The 21,423-nt window shown below is 45.2% G+C and carries 16 protein-coding genes; 6 read left to right on the forward strand and 10 right to left on the reverse strand.

Annotation, left to right across the window (positions count from 1 at the left end):
- The first annotated feature begins 31 nt into the window (after positions 1–31).
- The 4 genes from murI to M2108_RS01405 all read left to right on the forward strand — a co-directional run bounded on the left by murI (position 32) and on the right by M2108_RS01405 (position 4,030).
- Positions 32–808 carry a glutamate racemase gene (gene murI, locus M2108_RS01390; RefSeq protein WP_277469245.1) on the forward strand — a complete coding sequence of 259 codons (777 nt, stop codon included), beginning with the start codon at positions 32–34 and terminating at the stop codon, positions 806–808.
- A 259-nt stretch (positions 809–1,067) separates the two neighbouring features.
- Positions 1,068–1,718, forward strand: a complete 651-nt coding sequence (locus tag M2108_RS01395; protein ID WP_277469246.1) for a FusB/FusC family EF-G-binding protein — start codon at positions 1,068–1,070, stop codon at positions 1,716–1,718.
- Positions 1,719–2,136: 418 nt separating this feature from the next.
- Entirely contained in the window at positions 2,137–3,408 is a 1,272-nt protein-coding gene (locus M2108_RS01400; RefSeq protein ID WP_277469247.1) for a BNR-4 repeat-containing protein, read from the forward strand.
- A gap of 406 nt (positions 3,409–3,814) precedes the next feature.
- On the forward strand, positions 3,815–4,030 hold the full coding sequence (locus M2108_RS01405; protein ID WP_277469248.1) for a YdeI/OmpD-associated family protein: 216 nt from the start codon (positions 3,815–3,817) through the stop codon (positions 4,028–4,030).
- A 104-nt stretch (positions 4,031–4,134) separates the two neighbouring features.
- Here M2108_RS01405 and M2108_RS01410 read toward each other — a convergent pair whose 3' ends face one another.
- From M2108_RS01410 to M2108_RS01450, 9 genes are all read right to left on the reverse strand, one after another.
- Complete coding sequence (locus M2108_RS01410) at positions 4,135–4,875, reverse strand: SDR family oxidoreductase (RefSeq protein ID WP_277469249.1); 741 nt, start codon at positions 4,873–4,875, stop codon at positions 4,135–4,137.
- A 1,597-nt stretch (positions 4,876–6,472) separates the two neighbouring features.
- A complete protein-coding gene (locus M2108_RS01415) occupies positions 6,473–7,936 on the reverse strand; it encodes a glycoside hydrolase family 1 protein (protein WP_277467720.1) in 1,464 nt (487 codons plus the stop codon).
- A gap of 13 nt (positions 7,937–7,949) precedes the next feature.
- Complete coding sequence (gene licT / locus M2108_RS01420) at positions 7,950–8,789, reverse strand: BglG family transcription antiterminator LicT (RefSeq protein WP_277467719.1); 840 nt, start codon at positions 8,787–8,789, stop codon at positions 7,950–7,952.
- A 47-nt stretch (positions 8,790–8,836) separates the two neighbouring features.
- Positions 8,837–10,729, reverse strand: a complete 1,893-nt coding sequence (locus M2108_RS01425) for a beta-glucoside-specific PTS transporter subunit IIABC (protein ID WP_277467717.1) — start codon at positions 10,727–10,729, stop codon at positions 8,837–8,839.
- Positions 10,730–10,976: 247 nt separating this feature from the next.
- Entirely contained in the window at positions 10,977–12,284 is a 1,308-nt protein-coding gene (locus M2108_RS01430; protein ID WP_277467715.1) for an MFS transporter, read from the reverse strand.
- Between the two features lie 19 nt (positions 12,285–12,303).
- Positions 12,304–13,305 (reverse strand): carbon-nitrogen hydrolase family protein, encoded by a 1,002-nt coding sequence (locus M2108_RS01435; RefSeq protein WP_277467714.1) that lies wholly within the window; start codon positions 13,303–13,305, stop codon positions 12,304–12,306.
- A gap of 37 nt (positions 13,306–13,342) precedes the next feature.
- Complete coding sequence (locus tag M2108_RS01440) at positions 13,343–14,212, reverse strand: carbohydrate ABC transporter permease (protein WP_277467713.1); 870 nt, start codon at positions 14,210–14,212, stop codon at positions 13,343–13,345.
- 11 nt (positions 14,213–14,223) lie between these two features.
- Positions 14,224–15,132, reverse strand: coding sequence for an ABC transporter permease (locus tag M2108_RS01445; protein WP_277467712.1), 909 nt, complete (start codon positions 15,130–15,132; stop codon positions 14,224–14,226).
- 79 nt (positions 15,133–15,211) lie between these two features.
- Positions 15,212–16,918 carry an extracellular solute-binding protein gene (locus M2108_RS01450; protein ID WP_277467710.1) on the reverse strand — a complete coding sequence of 569 codons (1,707 nt, stop codon included), beginning with the start codon at positions 16,916–16,918 and terminating at the stop codon, positions 15,212–15,214.
- 203 nt (positions 16,919–17,121) lie between these two features.
- Here M2108_RS01450 and M2108_RS01455 point away from each other — a divergent pair, with 203 nt between their 5' ends.
- Both M2108_RS01455 and M2108_RS01460 read left to right on the forward strand, forming a co-directional pair.
- Positions 17,122–18,846 (forward strand): sensor histidine kinase, encoded by a 1,725-nt coding sequence (locus tag M2108_RS01455; RefSeq protein WP_277467709.1) that lies wholly within the window; start codon positions 17,122–17,124, stop codon positions 18,844–18,846.
- On the forward strand, positions 18,821–20,422 hold the full coding sequence (locus tag M2108_RS01460) for a response regulator (protein ID WP_277467708.1): 1,602 nt from the start codon (positions 18,821–18,823) through the stop codon (positions 20,420–20,422). The genes M2108_RS01455 and M2108_RS01460 overlap by 26 nt, the downstream gene beginning before the upstream one ends.
- Here M2108_RS01460 and M2108_RS01465 read toward each other — a convergent pair.
- Positions 20,419–21,345 carry a LysR family transcriptional regulator gene (locus M2108_RS01465; RefSeq protein ID WP_277467707.1) on the reverse strand — a complete coding sequence of 309 codons (927 nt, stop codon included), beginning with the start codon at positions 21,343–21,345 and terminating at the stop codon, positions 20,419–20,421. The genes M2108_RS01460 and M2108_RS01465 overlap by 4 nt on opposite strands.
- Positions 21,346–21,423: the final 78 nt, after the last annotated feature.

A 21,423-nucleotide genomic window follows, 5' to 3' on the forward strand; every position in this document is an offset into this window, starting at 1 on the left:
GGCAATTATCAAGCACGAAAAGAGTGAAATTATGCGGATTGGTTTTTTTGACTCCGGAATCGGCGGAATTACGGTGCTGCATCAGGCCCTGAAGCTTCTGCCAAATGAAGATTACCTGTTCTATGCCGATACGAAAAATGTGCCATATGGAGAGAAAACGAAAGAAGATGTGAAACAATATATTTTTCAGGCTGTGCAGTTTATTGCGGAGCAGCAGGTAAAAGCCATTGTCATTGCCTGTAATACAGCTACCAGTGTCGCTATTGAGGAGCTGCGTGAACGGTATGATTTTCCGATCCTCGGGATTGAACCGGCCGTGAAGCCGGCTGTGCAGAAATGGAAGATTCACCGCAAAAAGGTGCTCGTTCTGGCCACTAACCTCACCCTGAAGGAAGAAAAGTTCAATAATCTGGTCAAGCGGCTTGACCACCGGGATATCGTTGACAGTCTGGCGCTTCCGGGTCTGGTTACGTTCGCCGAGCAGCATGAGTTTAAGGATGAGCTGGTCAAAAGCTATCTGGAGCAGGAGTTATCACGTTTTGATCTGGGCCAGTACGGAACGGTCGTGCTCGGCTGTACCCATTTTCCTTACTTCACCCATGTCATCAGGGAGCTTTTTCCGGAAGGGACGGACTTTATCTCAGGCAGTATTGGTACAGCTAACAATCTGAAGCGGATCCTGGAGTGTGATCATCTGCTGGAGAGCGGAAGCGGAGATATCGCCTTTTACAATTCCGGAATCAGAGTGGAAGATACAGCTACGCTGGAACGTTACGGGCAGCTGCTGCGGATGCTGGATGGGCTATAATCACAGGCAAAATGAATTGAGCAATCTGCCTAATCCTGCTATACTTTTCGCATGTGAATGGGATTGGGGGTTATACTGATGGCACATATTAATTGCTCATTGGCTAGGCTGTCCTCATGCAGAGCCTAATCAGGGGCGATACTTTGCGTGGGGTGCGATAGAATAAGGAATTCATTCGCCCAAACTGGATTTTATCGTTTCTAATAATAGGCTTTGCACCGGTATGAATGCATCTATCATATCAAAGGGGCGAAAACCTATGAATACACCATTTATTAGAAACCATCAATTGAATGTGATTAAGAAACAAACGGATTTCCTGCAGAATACGTTACGTACGGTCGCTGACCGGAGAGTACTGGAGACAGTAAGGTATACAGCAGCTGCAACGGTTGTTAATGCCTTTAGTGAACTGACTGTGGAGCAGCGGCAGATGCTGGAGCAGATCTCTTCTTTCGAGTCGGGCTATGATTTCCAGCGATTCCTGGACAGTCTGGAGCCGATGATGGTTCCTTATCCGGACATTACGCTGAAACAAATCCAGAAGCTTTTTCCCAAGACCAAGAAGCTGAGGGTACCGGATCTGAACACGATTGATTTCAGGTACGTGACCTATCTGAGCTGGATGGACATTGCGGCCAATAAGCTGTTTATTGTCTATCCGCATCACGGGCAGTTTATCGGGATTGAGGGAAGGCTTATCCCAACGAATAAGAAGGGCTACTGCCTGTTCTGCAACCGGCATCAGGAGCTTGCGTTCCTCTCGGTGTCGACCAAGCCTGTGCATGCTTCGCAGGATAACATTGCTTCTGTGGGCCAATATGTCTGTATGGACAATCATGCCTGCAATCACAGCATCACCAGTACGGAGGCATTGGAGAAATTCATCCTGTCTGTGCGGAAATCCTGATGATATTAAGAGACGGCTGCCCTTAGCGGGTCAGTCGTCTTTTTGCTTACACAACATGGCTGGGGCGCGGGGCAGAAATAGTGGCGGTTTTTACATTTAAGAACATATGTTCTTAACCTGAAAAAAGTCCATTTTTCGGGTATACATAACTAGCCAAGGTGAGTAAATCTACCGTTGCAAGCAGAATCCAAAGAGAAGATTCCATGTATTTTAGGGGTTTTGCGTGGCGGTGGTCAAAAGTGGCGTTTTTCGCGCCAGGGAACAAATGTTCTATTTGAGGGGAGTCCTGGTTTCGGGCTTTCTTTTTTTTTGCTATAAATCTCCAGAACGTACAGCAATCTTGCAAAAGTACAGTAACATTTGTATACGCGGCGTGCTATTTTGAGCTTGCAGTAAACATATGAAGGAGGCGGAATAGTTGAACAAGCTGAGAAAATGGAAGCTGACTATTTTTATTATGGCCATGCTGACTCTGATGCCGGCGGGAGCGGGAAATGCGGCACCTGTACTTGAATTGGTTCCTTTTCCGATGGATTCCAGCAATCAGGCCGGATGGTGGTCACCGCTTGCTACTTACGGGCTCGGTTTTGAGTACGCTTACATGGCTTATAATGCGCCGGGGTCCATTCCGGGAAAACACACGGTTGCTATTGCCAGACGGGATAATGACGGGAATTGGAGCAAACTGCCGCTTATGGACGGCACTACACCTGCAGAGTACATCGATGATCTGGGTCATAATCAGCCTTCCATGGCCAGAGACGGCAGCGGCCGGTTTCATGTGTTCGCGTCCATGCACAGCAATCCCTGGCGATATTACCGCTCAGATACGGTAGGCGGGATTCCGCAGAATCATTCAGATGAGCTGCCTCAGGGTATGACGGTAACCTATCCGGTGCTGACAACAGCTCCCAACGGGGATTTGTATTTGCTGGTACGTGCAGATAAAGATCCGGCAGGCAAAAGAGAGGCCGTTCTGTTCCGCTGGAACAACGCTGATTCAGTATGGACTCAGGTCCAAGTCATCGCGTCTCACCTTAACCGGTCTGTCTACCCGGACGATCTTGTTTTTGATGCAAACGGGGATCTTCATATTTTATTCGAGTGGGCGTATTTTGCAGCCAGTCCGCTGCGTCACCAGTTGTCGTATTTAAAATATAGTCCCGCTACGAACGAGTTCACCAAAGCAGACGGAACGCCGGCTGCAACACCGGTAAGCCTGACAACAGCGGATATTGTACAGCCCATGGCTCCAGGAGAAGCCTATGTTCAGAGCGGCAGCGATCCCGGCGGTCCGGGTGTACAAAGCGCCAAGCTAACGGTAGATTCAGCAGGCAGTCCGGTTATCGCGTACCGGTACCGTGAGGAAGGGAGCACGAGCTTTTCAGTTAAGCAGGCTACTTATGGCCCTGGAGGATGGAACCTGCAGACCGTCTATAATGCAGCTCCAACTACAGCGGCAATTGATGTGACCTGGACGGGAAATTCAGCAAGAATCTATTATGTAAAAAGCAGCGGGGCTGACCGCGCCTTCATGGCTGTCAACACAGGCGGAACCTGGACGGAAACTTCGCTTGCGCCGGGCATTCCGATTGAGCGGCTGGCGGTGGACCGCAGCCCTAAAGGCATAGATATTTTGTATCTGGTGGATGTGACGAATCTGAAGCTTTATTACGGACGCAACCAGTAAAATAGAAGGGAGGTGCCCTTACCGCTTTTGCGGAGGACGCCTTCTTTTTACATGAAAAATAGATGGGGTCAGTTACAGAATTGCGGGTTCACAAATTTGCCAATTGCACTGCTAATTATGAGAAGGTTTACACTGTTCAGAACAAGAATATAGCCGAATAACCATTTTGTGAGAAAAGAGCTGAGGAGTATGAGTGACAATACCTGATTTCGGCAAAAATATAACAGAAGCGCTGGATGAAGAGTGCTCCGATTACCAGCATACTGAATGCTAATGACTTTGAGCCTGTAAAAGGGTTATGACAAAAGGAGCGTCTTAATCGAGTCTTAATAAGGTACTGAGGAGTGTTAATACATATGGTCTACGAATTTGACAGTGAGATAAAGATGCTTGAAGGTAAAATGAAATGGAAGGTCATGAGATCATTTTGCCGGAATATTTTACAAAAAGCCTTGTAGATCACCAGCTGCGGGATACCTTTCTGGTACAGCCTGATTACATAAAGCGGGAGCAGATCAACCACATTGAACTGGCTAAAAAGGAGGAAACGAAGCATAACCGGATTCAGGCGTTAATTACTAAGCTGAAAAGCGTATTAGAATCGAATAATCAGATTCTCTAACGAGGGTCTAGCTGACAGCAAGAAGAAACGCGCAAATCCATCGATTCACGCGCTCTTATGAAACCTCTGTATCGCTTCCGTTTGTTCATATCGTCCTTATAATGTCAGAATTCCTGCGAGGTGGGACGCAGAACGATTTCATTGATATCGACCTCCACCGGCTGTTCGATGGCAAATGTGATGGCCCGCGCGACCGCACTAGAGGGAATGGCGGATTTGTAAAACTCCATTACAGTGGACTGCGCTGTGCCCGTGGTGTTGAATTTCAGGTCGCTTTCCACGGCTCCAGGCTCGATAGACGTTACCCGCACTTTGTCGCCTACTTCATGACGCAGCCCCTCAGAAATCGCGCGCACCGCGAATTTCGTACCTGAATAGACGGTGCCACCCGGTGAGAAGACCTTGATTCCGGCAACCGAACTGATGTTGATGATGTGACCGTTTTTCTTGGCAAGGAAGCCCGGTAAAACCGCAGCAATGCCGTATAGTACCCCTCTAAGGTTGATGTCGATCATGGCATCCCATTCGTCGGTGTTCACCTCGGCCATGGGACGGATCGGCATAAGACCTGCGTTGTTGACAAGCACGTCCAGTTTGCCGAAATCGGCAATAACCGCATCGACGACAGCCTTGAACTGCACCTTGTCGACGACATCGAGAGGATAAGCACCGGCCTTGCCACCAGCCTGCTTGATCTGCGCAACTACCTCGTCGAGCTTGTCCTTCCGGCGCGCGGCAACTGCCACGATCGCTCCCTTGGATGCGAGCAGCCGCGCGGTTTCCGCTCCGAGACCAGTGCCCCCACCCGTGATCAGCACAACCTTGTTTTCAATACCTTCGCTCATGTTATATCTCCTCTGTAAATGTATTGGGGTCAGCGCCCCATCAATGCTTTAGGAACTTAGATAAAGTCAAACTGCGATCCTAAGGACTTGTGTAATTAGACAACCAAGTTGGTGTCCGATAAAAATAGGTTACTCAGAGAGTGCTCGGATTATTGTAAATCAAAATTAACAATTATTAACTTTTTACTTTCCTAGTTCCTTTCTAGTACGAACGTATACTATCAAAAACGTGCCATTACGCAAGAAATTGTAATGAATATGATGGAGGCAGTCATTGAACAGCTGGCTAAATTAGGATTTGCCGTGGACATAGCGATAATGGATGATGGGGGGGATTTAAAGGTTTTTTTGGAGGGACAGTGCTCCGTAATTGAGTAGTGAAATGGCCCAGAATAAAGCATTTACAGCATCAGCGATTGGCATTTCACTTCGGAGTGGTATCTATTAATTGGTAATTAATTATAAAAAAAGATGTAGGTGGCATATGCACAATTGACTCGGTATGTCCAACTATGGCTTGTATGGGATGGTCCGGAGTTTTCTAGAGGCTTTTATAATTTGTATAGCAACATTATTACGTAAAATCTAATTTGATGAATTAAAGTAGGGTGGTTTATAATTCCAGTAACATGATAGATAGGAAACTAAATTTGCTTCAACGGACATTCAAGCATAAACCAAGCTGGTCCAGCTTATTTACTTACAACTTATTCACAAAACCCGTATTTTGTACATATGTAGTTGATTTGGATTTGGGGCTCTTCGACCTAGTGTCGGAGGACAAGAACATAGTCCCTTGTAGGACAAGAACTTGGTCTCATTGCCGATTAATCCCCTATTTCGGTCACAAAAAAACAACTCACTCGAGTTGTTTTAATAATCATGCTTCTTTATATAAGAACTAACGTAATTAATCAGTTCATAATTTTCTGGATATTCGATGGATATCCGTGCCGGTACGTAGGATTTCATATTTGAAATAGCTCTCTTTTTTCTTAAGCTATAATTTGGGCATTCATATTCAATGTTTTTTTGGTCGATTGTATTCTCATAGTACAATTAGAATGTTTCCATAATACATTCTTTCTTATGTGTTGATCAACTGTCTGGACTTTCTCGTAAAATTATGATTCAGTATACTAACGATTGGAATAAAGCCATAACCCCATGATTTTCACAGAAGTTTATCATATTCAGTTTAATGTTGATTACGACGTTCTTTCAGTTCTTTTACAATCTGAAGATAATGCCCATAGCGAGAATCCAACCGATCATTCCTGCTGCTAGGCTCATAACGATTTTAACACCAAAGCTGTTTGCACTATTGATCATTCCTACTAAACGATTGCCTGTTTACCAACACCCGGCCCACAGTCATCATTGGAATGGTTTGGTTCAAGCCAAGGTGATCAGCATCTCCCCTTCCTGTTTCCGAATTCCATGGGGGCCGTCTGTCATCATAATTGATGGTATGGTTCCTGACATTGTACTACACATTTACTGAAGCGTCAGCATAGCGGCGGAAACGCAGAAGAAGCCTGCTGCCAGCAGGCTTCTCGGGTTAGAACTATAGTTTATTAATACGCCAATAAGCAGCTTACAGGCCATTATTCTGGATTACATCCTTATACCAATAAAAGCTGTCCTTCCGTCTGCGCTCCAGTGTGCCATTTCCGTCATTATCCTGATCGACATGGATCAGACCATAGCGCTTCTCCATCTCGGAGGAGGAGTAGCTGATCAGGTCAATGATTCCCCAAGCGGTATATCCGATAACCTCTACCCCGTCCAGGATCGCTTCATGCAATTGTTCAATATGGGAGCGGAGGTATTCAATACGGTAGGGATCATGAATGGCTCCGTCTTCCTCAATCTTATCGTAGGCACCCAATCCGTTCTCTACGACATACAGCGGGATCTGATACCGGTTATACAGATTACTCATCGTCAGCCGTAATCCGATTGGATCAATCTGCCAGCCCCATTCGCTAAGTGGGAGGTGCGGATTCTTGATTCCGCCCATCGTATTTCCGCTGACCTTCTCCAGGCCTTCGCTCTCCGCGCTTGCTACGAAGGAATTGTAATAGCTGAAGGAGATGAAATCTGCGGTATGCTCACGTAGCACCAGGTCGTCACCTTCGGCCTTGGCAATGACAATTCCCTTATCCTTGAAGAAGCGCTGAATATATCCCGGGTAAGCCCCGCGTACCTGAACATCGGTGAAGAACAGGTTGAATTCATTATTCTTATGCGCCGCGAGCACATCCTGCGGATTACAAGTATGAGGATAATGCAGCAGGCTTGTGAGCATACAACCGATCTGTGCGCCTGGAATAATCTCATGACATAGCTTCACCGCCAGCGCACTGGCCACAAACTGATGATGCAGCGCCTGATAGACTGCCTGCTCCACTTGCTCTGCCTTTCCAAACCGGTCTGGCACAATGCCGCCGTTCGTGAACGGGTGGCGCACGATCCCGTCGATCTCATTGAAGGTAATCCAATATTTGACCTTGCTCTTATAACGCTCAAATACGGTTGTGCAGTAACGCACGAAGAAATCAACCACTTCGCGGGAGGTCCAGCCGCCATACTGGTTCACCAGATGCATAGGCATCTCATAATGTGACAGGGTCACCAGCGGCTCAATGCCACGCCCCAGCATTTCATCGAACAGCCGGTCATAGAACGCCAGGCCCGCCTCATTGGGCGCTTGTTCATCGCCGTTTGGATAGATGCGTGTCCAGGCGATGGAGAGCCGCAAGGTTCGGAGGCCCATTTCCTGCATGCAGGCCAAATCTTCAGGGTAGCGGTGATAGAAGTCTATACCTCTTCTTTTGGGATAGTCCTGGTCAGACTTGTCTTCCATTGCCTGCTTCAACTGCTCTTCGCTCACTGCATTATGCTTCTTGTAGTCCCCTTTGCCCAAGTTCCTCTTGTACATAGCCATGTCGGCCGTGGACAGCCCTTTACCGTCAACGTTCCAGGCACCCTCTGCCTGATTGGCAGCGATGGCTCCGCCCCATAAGAATCCCTCTGGAAAAATCCGCTTCGTACTCAATATGACCCCTCCACTATTCTTTTCTGTTCATCACCCGGCTGATATGGATAATGAGATAGAGCATTTCCTCATTTGACATGTGCCGGTGGAATTTGGCTCCAATGTAGGTGTTAATGGAAGCCACACACTTTCCCTCTTCCGGATATTTGTTAGAGATTTGATCGAGCAGCTCGCTGTCTTGCGATTCAAGCATCTTGTTCTCCATCAGGCGCTGTACAAAGAACTGGAGATGCGTCAGGAACCGTGAATAGTTAATGCTCATGGTGTCGAAGTCTACACCGTAATGGATTTTGATAATATTCAAAATATCGTTAACCGTCTTGGTCATCATAAGTACCTGGCTCATGTTGTCCTCGGTCTGCTGTGCATTCACCAGATGAAAGGCGATGTTCGCTGCTTCCTCTTCCGGCAGAGAGATTCCGATCTTGTCCCTGATCATCCCCAGCGCCTGCAGCCCGATCTGATATTCACGCGGGTAGAACTTCTGTACCTCCCACCGCATCCGATTCTGGATCGTTATGTTGGATTTGAAGCGTTTGGCGGCCATATATAAGTGATCGGTCAGGGATACATAGAGGTTCTCGCTAAGATGCCTGGATAGAACGCCTTTTGCATACGATATGATCTCATCGGACAGAATCAGGTATTCCTTGGGAGTCTCTCTCATTAAGGCCGTCATATCGGAAGCCATGTCCTTGTTCTCGACGATGTAGACCTTCTCGATCTCGTGCTCATTAACGGTGTCCCCCGGCTTGCTTTTGAAACCGATTCCCTTCCCCATCACGATGACTTCCTTGCCATCCTCACGGTCGGCCAGAACTATGTTTACATTGAGAATTTTCACTACTCTCATAGACGTATACCTCGCGTTCTCCAGGGCATCTTAGACCCAATAATTTCTTATAAAACAGTAATTAACGGCATCTCCGGCCCGATCTTCCCGCTGTATTCATGTCCGAGAATCTCCAGGTAATCTGGAGTATTGGTTACGATCACTGGCGTAGTCGTATCGAATCCGGCTTCCTCAATCGCCTTCTTATCGAACTCAATCAGCAGTTGTCCATGCTTGATGGTATCGCCTTCCTGCACTACTACATTGAAGTGCTTCCCCTTAAGCTTGACGGTATCCAGCCCGACATGAATGAGGACCTCGACGCCCTCCACCGATTTCAGACCAATGGAGTGTTTGGTGCGGAATACCGTCTCCACAGTTCCGTCAAAAGGTGCGACAACCTCTCCCTTGCTTGGCTTAATGGCCATCCCTTGGCCCATAGCCTCCTGTGCGAAGGCTTCATCCTTAACTTCTCTTAAAGGAATAACTTCTCCCTCAATTGGTGCAAAGATGACCATCCGGGATTGCGGTCTTCCGGTTTCCTGCGGAGCTGCAGGTACATCGGCGGAGTTTGCTACAGCAGCTTCCGGCTGCAGTCCGTCGGTGTCCTCTTTGAATCCGATGAAGTACACCGCGATTGGCGTAACGACCAGGGAGATACCCAGCGTAATCAGGGCGTACATAAAGTTGTTCTTTTCCCCGATAAACATTGGCAGCGAGGCAATCCCGGGACCTACTGCGGCGTAAGCCTTCAGATTGACGATCCCTGCGAACAGTCCGGCAGAACCGGCCCCGATCATACAGGCAACCATGGTTCTTTTCAGCTTAAGGTGTATTCCGTATAATGCCGGTTCTGAGATCCCGAACAATCCGGAGATCCCTGCCGGTAAGGCGATCTGCTTCAGCTTCTTATCCTTAGCCAGGAACCATACCGCCAAAGCACCTGCGCCTTGAGCAATATTGGAGGAGAGCATGGCGCTGTGAATCAGAGTTTCATACCCCGGCGAAACCATAGCGGCAAAAATAACCGGGTAGAACACTTTGTGCATCCCGAACATAACAATGAACGGGAGAATGACAGATAATATCACTACCGTCAACCAGCCGAATTTCCCTTGAATCCAGAACAGTCCGTCGGACAATCCCTGGCCCAGGTAGTTTCCGAGAGGTCCCAGTGCGACTAAGGCCAGCGGAGCCATCACCAGAATGACGATCATGGGCTTCAGGAAGATCTTGACGGGTCCCGGCGATACCTTCTCGGCAAACCGTTCCACATAAGACATCAGCCACACGGTAAGGATAATCGGGATAACACTTGATGCATACGAGACATTCGGCACCGGCAGTCCAGCGAACTGGACAGGCACTTCACCTGCCAGCAAGGCGATCAATTTGGGATGCAAGAGCACTCCGGCCAGAGTTACCGAGATGTATGGATTGGTCTTGAATTTCTGGGAACTGGAGTAGGCCAGCAGGACCGGCAGGAAGTAGAACGCTGCGTCTGCAATGAAGCTGAGCAGCAGGTATAGCTGGCTCTCCTTGGTCAGGAGGTTCAGCGAGGTGCTGAGCAGCAGCAAGGCCTTCAGCATCCCTGAAGCGGCAATGGCTGGAATAATCGGCTGGAAGATCCCTGTGATAATCCCGGCGAAGCTGTCGAATAGCCCCTTGAAGCTCAGATCTCTTTTTTTCGGTTCCTGCTGAACAGAAGCCTTTTTCGTATCCATTAGTTTTATCAATTCATTGTACACATAACCTACATCGTTTCCAATAATCACTTGGTATTGGCCGCCGCTGTATAAGGCTCCCATGATACCGTCTATAGATTTGATTTCATCCGTTTTGGCTTCTTTCGGATTCTTAAGATTCATTCGCAGACGGGTGGAGCAGTGAATGACTTCATTGATATTATCATTCCCGCCCACTTTGTCAAAAATAGTCTTCGCGGTTTGTTTGTAGTCCATGCTGAACACCTCACTTTAGGATATAGAAGCATAAAAAAAGGCCTAAATCGGGTAGGAATATTAAACATTCCCACCCAATTCAAGCCTTGCCTGCCGAACAGTAACACGCTGTAATTGGATGATATGAAATTAATTTTTTGTTTTTCCGGAAAAAAATCAATTAACCGTTTACATTGAAACTTTAACATGTCCGAATGAAAAAAACAACACTTAATCCAAATTAAAATTTGAATTTCCCGCCCTCATATCACCCCATGGTTGTTGTATCATATTTAAGCATAGCCAGAAAAATCAAAATGTAGGTTATAATCGGCAGCCATAAAAAACCGGTTTCTATGCTGGTCAACGCCGAAGCAGGTTGAATATTCTGATTAGGGACATAATGGCCTATTGCCAAAATCCACGGGCCCAAGGCACTGCCAAGACTGCTGCCGATTTTCACACCAATCCCGGACAATGAGGTTAAGAGTCCTTGGGCCTTGATTCCGGTTCTCCTGAACCCGTAATCCACGGAATCGGCAATAAACAAGGTGAACATCCCCATAATCAGCCCTTTGCCGAATGAGTTCAAGAGTAAGCCTGCAATTGCAAATCCGGCATGCAGACCATATGCCAGGAATAACAATTGTCCAATCACCGCCAGGAAACAACCGGTCATAATCGAGTATCTTTTCCCGAGTCTGGAAACTATCGTTGGCGTCAACGCAAATATGAGCATCATCGCGAGCGCTTTGATCAGAAATAAATACGGAATCAGCTCTGAAGCCTGCATATTGTATCTAAAATAGTAAACTGTTGTTGCCAAGGAGACAGAGTTGCCAAGCCAGTAGAAAAAAACGATACATAGTGCCAAAAACCACAAATGATTCCCCTTAAATGCTTTTATACCTGTTTTGAGCGGAAGCTTGATTGTTTGGTCAAGGGTAACTCTTTCTCTGATTTTAGAGAAAGAGAATAAGTAGAAGAATACACTGATGACTGCAAAAATAACCGCGACTCTAAAATACCCCTGTCCGTCGTTGCCGTTGCCCAGCCGTTCTACTAAAGGAATCGTTATTGACGTGACGATGGCCATGCCTGCCATGCCGCATACCATCCGAACCGACATTAAAGTGATCCGCTCCCGCGGGTTGCTGGTTATACTTGTCAGCAAGGTATTGACCGAGTTGCCGATACCAGAATTGACGAACAGAATGAGAATATATGTGATATATGCGTATGCGATTTTTCCGTCCTTATTTAAATCGGGGACTGTAAACACCAGAACACTAAGCACCGCTGCCGGGAGGCATAGCCACAGTAGATAGGGGCGGCTTTTCCCCCATCTGGATTTCGTGTTATCAATAATTGCCCCCCATACGAGGCTGTTAGCAGCATCAGCAAAACCGGCAACCAAAAATAAAGTGGCTACCACTGAAGGCTGTAATCCAAACACATCGGTATAGAAAACTACCAAATACGTAATGATCATCTGGGAGACAAAATTAGTTGCCAAGTCGCTGCTTCCATAGCCGATTCGTTCTTTCCAAGAGAGACGTTCCGTTGTTACATGCATTCGCCTGCCTTCTTTCGTCTTAGTCCAGGTCGATTATGGATTCTGTCAGTATTTCGTAGGTTAATCCAGTGTTTCTTTCCACACCCGTGCGTTCCACAGATTTTAACGGATTCTGGTTGAATTTCAAGCTGAGTACATCAGGGGTTGAATAATGACCGGCAGGATCGAGTAAATATTTGGCCTCAATTAATAAATCCAGATCAAGCTCTCCATATACGATCCCTTCCACATCGTCAGGCAATACATTACTGATAATTTCACCTATCGGATTGTAAATTCTAGCACAACCTCCGCCGGGGGTTTCTGGAAAACTAGTTCCGATTACTTCCTGTTTCTGCTGGATGCTCTCTTCTGTGTTGACTTGTGTGCTCATGATTGTAAAACATTGTGCAGCGGCTGAATAATATCTAGTTGCAGTCTCTCCAGGGCCTCGGGATAAGAGACTGTGTGAGTTGACACCTAATCCCGGCCATGCGGCAACATGAATCTGTTCATTCATGCTGTTCATCGCAGCAATGTTAAGAGGCAGCATATGCTCCCAGCACATGAGTCCTCCGAGTCTACCGATCTCTGTATCGTATACACTCATCATACTACCATCGCCCTGTCCCCAGATCAGACGTTCAGCTGCGGTAGGCTTCAGCTTACGGTGCTTTCCGATCAGATTTCCTTTGTTATCAAACCACAGCTGTGTCAAATACAAGGAGCCACCGTCAAGTTCTGTCACCGAAACACAGACATAAATATTATTGTTTCGGGCAGCCTTGCTGATTTTTAATACGGCTTCTCCAGGAATACGGATTGCATTCTGATACAGTTTTTTGAATAGATCCGTTCGTTCTGTAGGAGCCGTATCCCATATCCAGGTCGGGTAGCCGGGAATGTAGGCTTCGGGAAAAGCCACTACTTGTGCTCCTTCCCGTGCTGCTTCTGCGATAAAGCAACATGTCTTGTCTACTGTACGTTCTAAATCCATAAATACCGGTGCCGCCTGAACGCCTGCAACTCTAATATTCTTCATATGATTCGCTCCTGATTAATTAATTTGTTATTCAAGACTATTCTTTGACAGCTCCAACCATGGCCCCTTGCACGAAGAAGCGTTGGAGAAAGGGATAAACAATCAGAATAGGTAAAGTTCCTAAAAGCACCTGAGCTGCTTTTAACGTTACCGTGCTGATCTGTGAAATATCCTGGGCATTAAGATTCCCCATATCCTGTTGCACCATAATACTCTGCAAATAAGTGGCCAATGGGATATTATTGCCTCGCAAGTAGATGGAACCGTCGAACCAGGAATTCCACTCGTTAACGACTACAAACAAGCCGACGGTTGCCATCGCGGGCAGGGATAGCGGTATAAATATCTTTAACAGCAGAACCCAATGACTGGCACCGTCCATCAATCCAGCTTCCTCCAGTTCCTGGGGTACCGCCTTAAAGAAGTTCAACAGCAAAATCATATTGAAAATATTAGCAGCAGTAGGCAACACAACCGCCCATATTGTATCCATCAGCCCGAGACTATTAATTAAAATATAATTGGGGATTAACCCTCCATTGAAGAGGAGCGCAATGATAAAGAAAGTAATATACAGCCTGTAGCCTTTTAACATTCCGCTGCCCTTGGATAAGGCATAAGCTCCAGCAACGGTAACGCTCATTCCAATCACTGTACTTAGAAATGTCCGCAGCACGGTTACCCCCAAGGATTGAAACAACTCATTTTTCTGTAAGGCTCCCTTGTAAGCATCAAAGGTAAGTCCAACTGGCCAGAGTCCGACAGCCTTGGATTGTACAGCACCGGTAGAGCTAAGTGAAATAGAGATATAGTGTATAAACGGAACGATGCATATAAGTGCCAGAATAATCATGATCATGTAATTCAGTAGGGTGAAGCCTTTATGTGCCTTGGTGTAATACTGCATCGCTGTTCCTCCTAAAAAATCCTGTAATTCGCAAATTTGTATGCAAGCCGATAACTCACGATAATTAATACCATTGAGATAAATGACTTAAAGAAGCCTAATGCCGTTGCAAAACTATAGTTGGAATTGACCAGCCCCATCCGGTAAACGAATGTATCAATGATATCGCCTTTATCGTATACTAGCGGGTTGTAGAGGTTGAAAATTTGATCAAAGCCTGCACTGAGTATATAGCTCATCGACAAAGTCACTACAACTGTGATTACCGGAAGAATAGATGGCAGCGTAATATGCAGCGTTTGCTTCCAGCGGGTAGCACCATCGATCTCAGCGGCTTCATAGAGGGAAGGATTAATGCCGGTCAAAGCCGCCAGGAAAATAATGGAGTAGAATCCAAACTCCTTCCATACTTCGGTGAAGATTGCGGTGAACCTGAACCAATTACCCTCACCTAGAAAAAACACTGGATCCATTCCAAACCAGGACTGAAGCATCTGGTTCACCAGACCTCCATCTACCGACAACAACTGACTGAATATCCCGCCAAGGACTACCCAAGACAAAAAATGAGGGAAATATACCAAGGTTTGAACCCAGCGTTTGATGACCTTCTGTCTAACCTCATTTATCAGTAAGGCGAAGATTACACTAATCAATGTAATAAAGAAAATTTTGAACAAAGCAAGAATTAGCGTATTCCAAATGACCTGTACACTGTCCGGCATCGAAAACATAAACTGAAAATGTTCAAGCCCAACCCATTTCGAACCGCTTATCCCGAGATACGGTTTATAATTCTGAAAAGCAATGATCAGTCCTCCAAAAGGAAGATAAGTGAATATAAGAACCAGCAATACGGCCGGTAATAATAGCACATGCAGCTGCCATTGATCGGAATTAATTTTTTTTTGTGATTCCATCGTTCGTAGTTCACTCCTTGCGTTTTCATTGATCGTAAGTGGTATGGAGCAGGCTGAGCCTACTCCACACTTGAAGATGCTACTTCACCGAATTGTACCAATCATTGACTTCCTGCGTGATTTGTTCCCCGCCGGATTTCTTCCATTTATCTACAAAGGCATCAAATTCATCAATCGAATTCTTTCCATAGATAATACTGGAGAATGTTTCCAGCTCCATTTTGTCGAGGAAATCCTGCCGGGTAGTCATTGTTTCTGTTGCGGCACCTATAAAGGTATTGACCTTGGTAATATCCCTTTGTTCATTAACAACGTTCAACGCTTTCCCTTGCATAATAGTTGTGGGTTGCTTCGCATCGATTCCTTGTGTGCCCATAAAAGCTGTTTCCTGTGCATTAAGTTCGCTGCCTGTTCCTATTTTAGAATATAATTCCAAATATTTGGACGGAATAAGCGGAAGGGTATTACTTAAAATCGTATATTTACCTGTTCCAACATATCCGCCGGGAATTTTGGATTGATCCGGATCAATCTGTCCATCAATAACGGCGTAGTCATAGCCTTCTTGGAATCCTTGGAATAAAAGCGGATTATCCGAGTCAGCGCCCTGGTACAAATAGTTCATGTAATGGAAGAAGCCTTGTAGCGATTCGGAAGAGATGTCTTTGTTGAGCATAATGCCACCGGAGGTCAAAGCAGTTCCTTGACGGGCTGCTTTTCCATCAGGACCGGAAGGGATCGGGTAAGGTTCATAATCGGCATCCGGGTTATTCTGAAGCAGCATACTGCCCGGATAGGCCAAATACCATGCAGGCATTGCTATAATTCCTACTTTTCCTGCTACGATATTTTCTGTTACCTTGGCATAATCGTGAAGAGAAATATCTTCGGCCAGATAACCCTTGTCTTTCCATTCCTTTAGTGTTAACAATGCCTCTTTGGTACCTGGCTGAATAGAGCCATATGCCACTGTTCCATCCTCTTCTAAATTCCACTGCCCCGCCACAGTACCGAACATTCCGAAGAACCAGCTGGGATTGCCAATCGGTTCAAGCGGCTTCGAAGCAAATCCATTTTTAATCGCCAAATCAATTCCATACGTATCCTTAACTCCGTTACCATCAGGATCATCATTAGTAAAAGCATCGACCACTTGTTCCAACTCATCGAGTGTCTTAGGTGCCTGTAATCCCAGCTTGTCCAACCAGTCCTTGCGAATCCACAGTACCGGCGTACTATCATCAGGCTTGCTCAAAATTGGAAAAGCATAGGTTTTCCCTTCACTTCTATAAGGGAGCCACGCATCGGGAGCATCTGCCATGGCTGTTTTCCAGGTATCGGAGGCGTATTTTTCAAAAGATTCATCAATACTCATGACTTTACCGGATTCAATCAGCATCTTGGCTGTACTGGCGCTATTGACAACGACTACATCAGACATCTTTTCATTAGCCGACAGCATTAGTTTTAGCTTGGTGTCATAACTATCTTGTCCGGCGCTCCAAAGAGTCCGTATATTTACACCCAGCGTTTCCTTGGCCCATTTGATATGAACGTTATCCTCTATGGACTCACCATTCTTAAATGAGGTTGCAGCATCAGTTCCACGGATTAAGGTGAAAGTAACTTCAGGCTCAATTTTTCCGTTCACGACTGTTAATTGATTTTCTTCACTTCCAGACGCATTCTGGGATGCCCCATTTTCTGTATTTCCCGAACACGCTGACAACAAGCCTGCAAACAATGTTAGAATAACTCCCACTCTTGCTTTTTTTTGAAGCTCCAAAAGAATCACCCCTTATGTCTTATCTGCCCCTTCGGGCGTAATATTATTATAGGAGAGCGAAAGGTCTGCTTTATATAGTGTTATCTTAGGAATGAATGTCGATTTATAAAGGTTAACGTAATGAAAGTTGACATATTAGCCATTCAGCGGTTATATTGCATTCAATTATCCTCTATTCATTCCTGGGAAAGAAGGTAACTATATTGAGGAAATTCAAATTAAGTATTTATCATAAAATAAATCTGTTAATCTTCCTGCTGGCAGGCTGCGCAATCGTCTTATATTCATACTCCATCAACAACTCTCTAAAAATTGTCCAATCGGATATCCAGAAGAATAACCTCAATCAAAATATTTATTTGGCAAATCAATTGGACCAGAATATTGATCAACTCTCCATGATAGCCACTGCGTTGAACCAGGACAGCACGATTAATCAGCTCAGCTCCGTTGATCTCATGGATATGTACCAGCAAGTTGGGTTAAAGCGAAATATTGCGGAGAAGCTTAAATTACAAAGCTTATCAACCGGCTGGAATAATACCATCTCCATCTATTCCAATTTGCTTGATGAATGGATTGTCCGAGATACATGGGACCCTTCCCCCACTGTCGATAGCGAAAAAGTGAATCAGGCTTGGAGTATAGAAAAAAACCATTTCGTTCGTTATTCTTCCTTTCCTTTCTTGGCGGAAGCTAGTCAAAGAAGATTTGTGATGCGCATCTCCTTTCCTGTCCAGAATATGGTTGCCTTATTGAACGACGCCAAACAGGGAACTACATCAGACCCCTTTTTTTATCATCCTTCAGATCAGATGATCCTGAACAGCAGCTCCGATACGTTGTTAACTAAAAGTATCATTGCCAGACTCGGAGATCTATCCGGAATGACAGGAACCAAGATTATCAATATCCAGCAGCAAAACTTTCTGGTTAATTACGTGAAATCCCGTTCGCTCGGCTGGTACCTTGTTGATTTTATCTCCCTGCAGGAAGCCTTACTTCCTATTCAGAATACCAAAATTATTTTTTATTTCGCTTGCCTGATATTGGTACTATCAGGAGTCACGACTTCCTTCTTGTTGTACCGGAAAATTCAAATCCCTATTAAAGAGCTGACTAGAGGTGCGCGGAGCATTAAAGAAGGTGATTTCTCCGCAAGGGTCAGAAAAACCGATATGGATGAATTCACTTTTTTGCATAACAACTTCAATGATATGGCTGAACAGATCCAGCAATTAATTGAAAATGTGTATACGGAAAAAATTATATCAAGGGAATCTCTGTTCAAGCAGCTGCAGGCCCAGATCAATCCTCATTTTCTATACAATTGCTTATTCTTTATCAATAACATGGTTCGCTTGGGGAATTATGATGCGATAACCGCAATGACCAAAAATTTAGCTGAATATTTCCGTTATACAACGAGAGTGGAGCAGTCTATTATCACTTTGCAGTCAGAACTTAAAGTAACCATTAATTATTTGAATATTCAAAAAATGCGAATGCCAAGAATACACTTCGAAATAGATATTCCTGAAGCAATGCAGAACCTTTCCGTTCCGCGGCTTATCTTGCAGCCACTTGTAGAAAATAGTGTTGTCCATGGTATTGAGCAGAAAAGAGACAGCGGGCATATCCGTATTTGGGGAGAACGAGATAAAGAAACGTGTTATCTCTATGTGGAGGATGACGGGAAAGGTATGACCACCGATGAGATTGCGGAATTGAAGCTGAAATTAAATGATTCCCTGAAGGAAGAAATGGGCTGTGCCTTATGGAATATCACCCAAAGATTAAAAATCCAGTTTGGTGAAGAAGCCGGAGTCCAAATCTCCAATTCGCTTTCTGGCGGACTAATGGTATGTGTATCTTGGGATGTAATAAAGGAGGAGAAAAATTTTGTTCAACTTGCTGATCGTAGATGATGAACAATCTGTTGTAGATAGCCTGACTTTAACTATTCCGTGGGAGTCTTACGGGGTTGCAGAAATATACGGAGCCAGCTCAGGAGCCGAGGCGCTCGAGCTGCTTAGCCAGCAAACGATTGATATCGTTATAACAGACATCCGTATGCCCGAAATGAGCGGTATTGAACTTCTTGAACGCATAAAACAGTTATCTTCGAAAATGAAATGCATTGTATTATCAGGACATGATGACTTTGTGTATGCTCAAAAAGCACTGGAATACAGAGCAGTCAGCTATTTATTGAAGCCAGTTGACGTCGAGCAGATTATCGAGGAAGTTGTAAAGGCTGTGAATGAACTCAAAGAGGAATGGACTGCTCTTAGTTCACTGGAAAATCTGAAGTACACACTGAATACAAGTCTCCCCGTGCTTAGAGAGCATCTTTTAAATGACATTCTGAACAATAAGCCCCTGAAGCAGGAGGTTCTTAATGAAAAGCTGCAGTTGTTTGAATTACCTTTTTTTGCAGGTGATCTGGTGAACTTGGCGCTGGTCCGGATGGAAGAAGGCTTCTCCAATTATGATGTACAGTCGCTCTCACTTTTGGAGCACGCTTTGGCCAGTATTGCAATTGAGGTATTTCAAAATAATTTTTGGGTCTGGCATTGCTTCTCGGATCACGGCTATCTTGTCCTGCTGCTCAAAAGCAAATCTAGGTTATCAGACTCCTTATTACATTCCGTTGCCTCGAAGTTTCAGCAGCATACTCAAACCTTCCTTAATGAGGATATTTCGATTTATCTTAGCCCGGCTGAACGCTTCCCCGAGCAAATATCTAGCTTATATCAGCAATCCCTGAGTGTGTTCACCCGGTATGCAGGCAGCCAAAATGGATTGTTGTTATCTTACAATGCAAGCATGGTGGACAATATACCTTTAAAGATAATGTCATTATACGAACCTCCGTATTTATTCGTACTGCTCGAAGCCGGCCGCTGGATCGAATTCGGCCAAAAGTTGGAATCTATCTTTGCGGAAATGAAACTCATGGACGATCTGACGTCCGATGTGGTATATGAAGTGTTTATTGTTCTTGCTGCCGCCTTTATACATGCCGCTAACAAAAACGGTAGAAATTATGATCATACCGTCTTTGAAATAGAACAACTGCAACGCAGACCCGGCTTCCTGTCGGCCAATAAGTTGGAGGAGTGGTCCTATCGACAATTGAATGACTTAAGGGAAAATCTGGCTACGAACATGGAAAATAAACAGCAGGGATTGGTAACTCGTGTTCAATTGTATATCCAAGAGAATTTAAGCGAAGGAATCTCTCTACAGTCTATCGCGGACTATGTCTGCCTCCACCCTGTCCATTTGTCCAGTGTGTACAAGTCAGTCACCGGGGAGACGATCGGAGATTACCTATTGAAGATCCGCATGGAAAGGGCTGTGTTTCTTCTGAAGAATACAGACCTTAAAGTCTTTGATATATCCGGTAAGCTTGGTTACACCTCTGTTCCTCATTTTATCAAGGTGTTCAAAAAGCAGATTGGCTTTTCCCCCCAGGAATTTCGGGAGAACTCCAATTAAAACACTTCCCCATCCCATTTAAACAGCTTTGCTTGATTCGTACGCAGCCAGGACAACGCAAAATCCTGAAAAATTTCGGCTTCTTTACTAATTACCTTACCTTTTTTGGTAATGAGATATGTGTCCCAGGTACATTCATCGAAATCCTTAAAAGGTCTAATTACAGTGTTCTTGTGCGGGTTGTTGAAGGCGCAGTAATCGACGGACAATCCAATTCCTTTATTGGCGCTTGCAATTTGATGAGTAAACTCAATTTCAGAGGTTTCCAGAAGGATTTGCGGTGTAACTCCCGCTTTTAGGAACCGGTTCATATTGTTGTGATAGGGCCGGAAAGCACGTCCCTCCAGGGCAATTGGCTCATTTTCCAAATCTTCGTATGCAATAGCTCGTTTTTGTGCCAGTCTATGTTCTTTATGGATAACCAGACAATGCTTATGTGAGGTGAAGAAGGTAGCGTTAAATTTAACAGTATTAATGGGTCCTGCAAGAAATCCGAGTTCGGCTTTTTCTGTCCATATCTTTTCCTCGGTTGAATCATCCGGAGCCTCAATAATATCCAGTTGAATATCGGGATAAGCTTCCCGGAAATCAATTAAAAAGTCTACTGTTAAATATGCGATAACTCCGAATGTAGATGCAATCGTCAGAGGCGTTAGTCTTTCAGAGGCTTTCATTTGGGTAGTCTTCTTAAGAGAAGTTAATTCTTTGATGATTTGTCCGGATTTTTCGTTTAGGACATCCCCATACTTTGTTGGAAAGACACCCTTTGGTGTTCTGCTGAACAGCTCCAGGTCCAGTTCCCTTTCGAGCTTTTTAATCGTTTGACTCAATCCTTGAGGCGTCATAAACAAGGCCTGTGCTGCCTGATTAATACTTTTGTATTGGTACACCGCCACAAATGCTTTTAGATCTTTAGTATCCATATCCTCACCTCATGTTATCTTGTCCATCTATCCTCCCCTACACTATCAAGTATAAGTTTAGACCTATCAACAACAGCT

The sequence above is a fragment of the Paenibacillus sp. PastM-3 genome, from assembly GCF_029893965.1.
In the GTDB taxonomy this organism is placed as follows: Bacteria; Bacillota; Bacilli; order Paenibacillales; family Paenibacillaceae; genus Paenibacillus_AQ.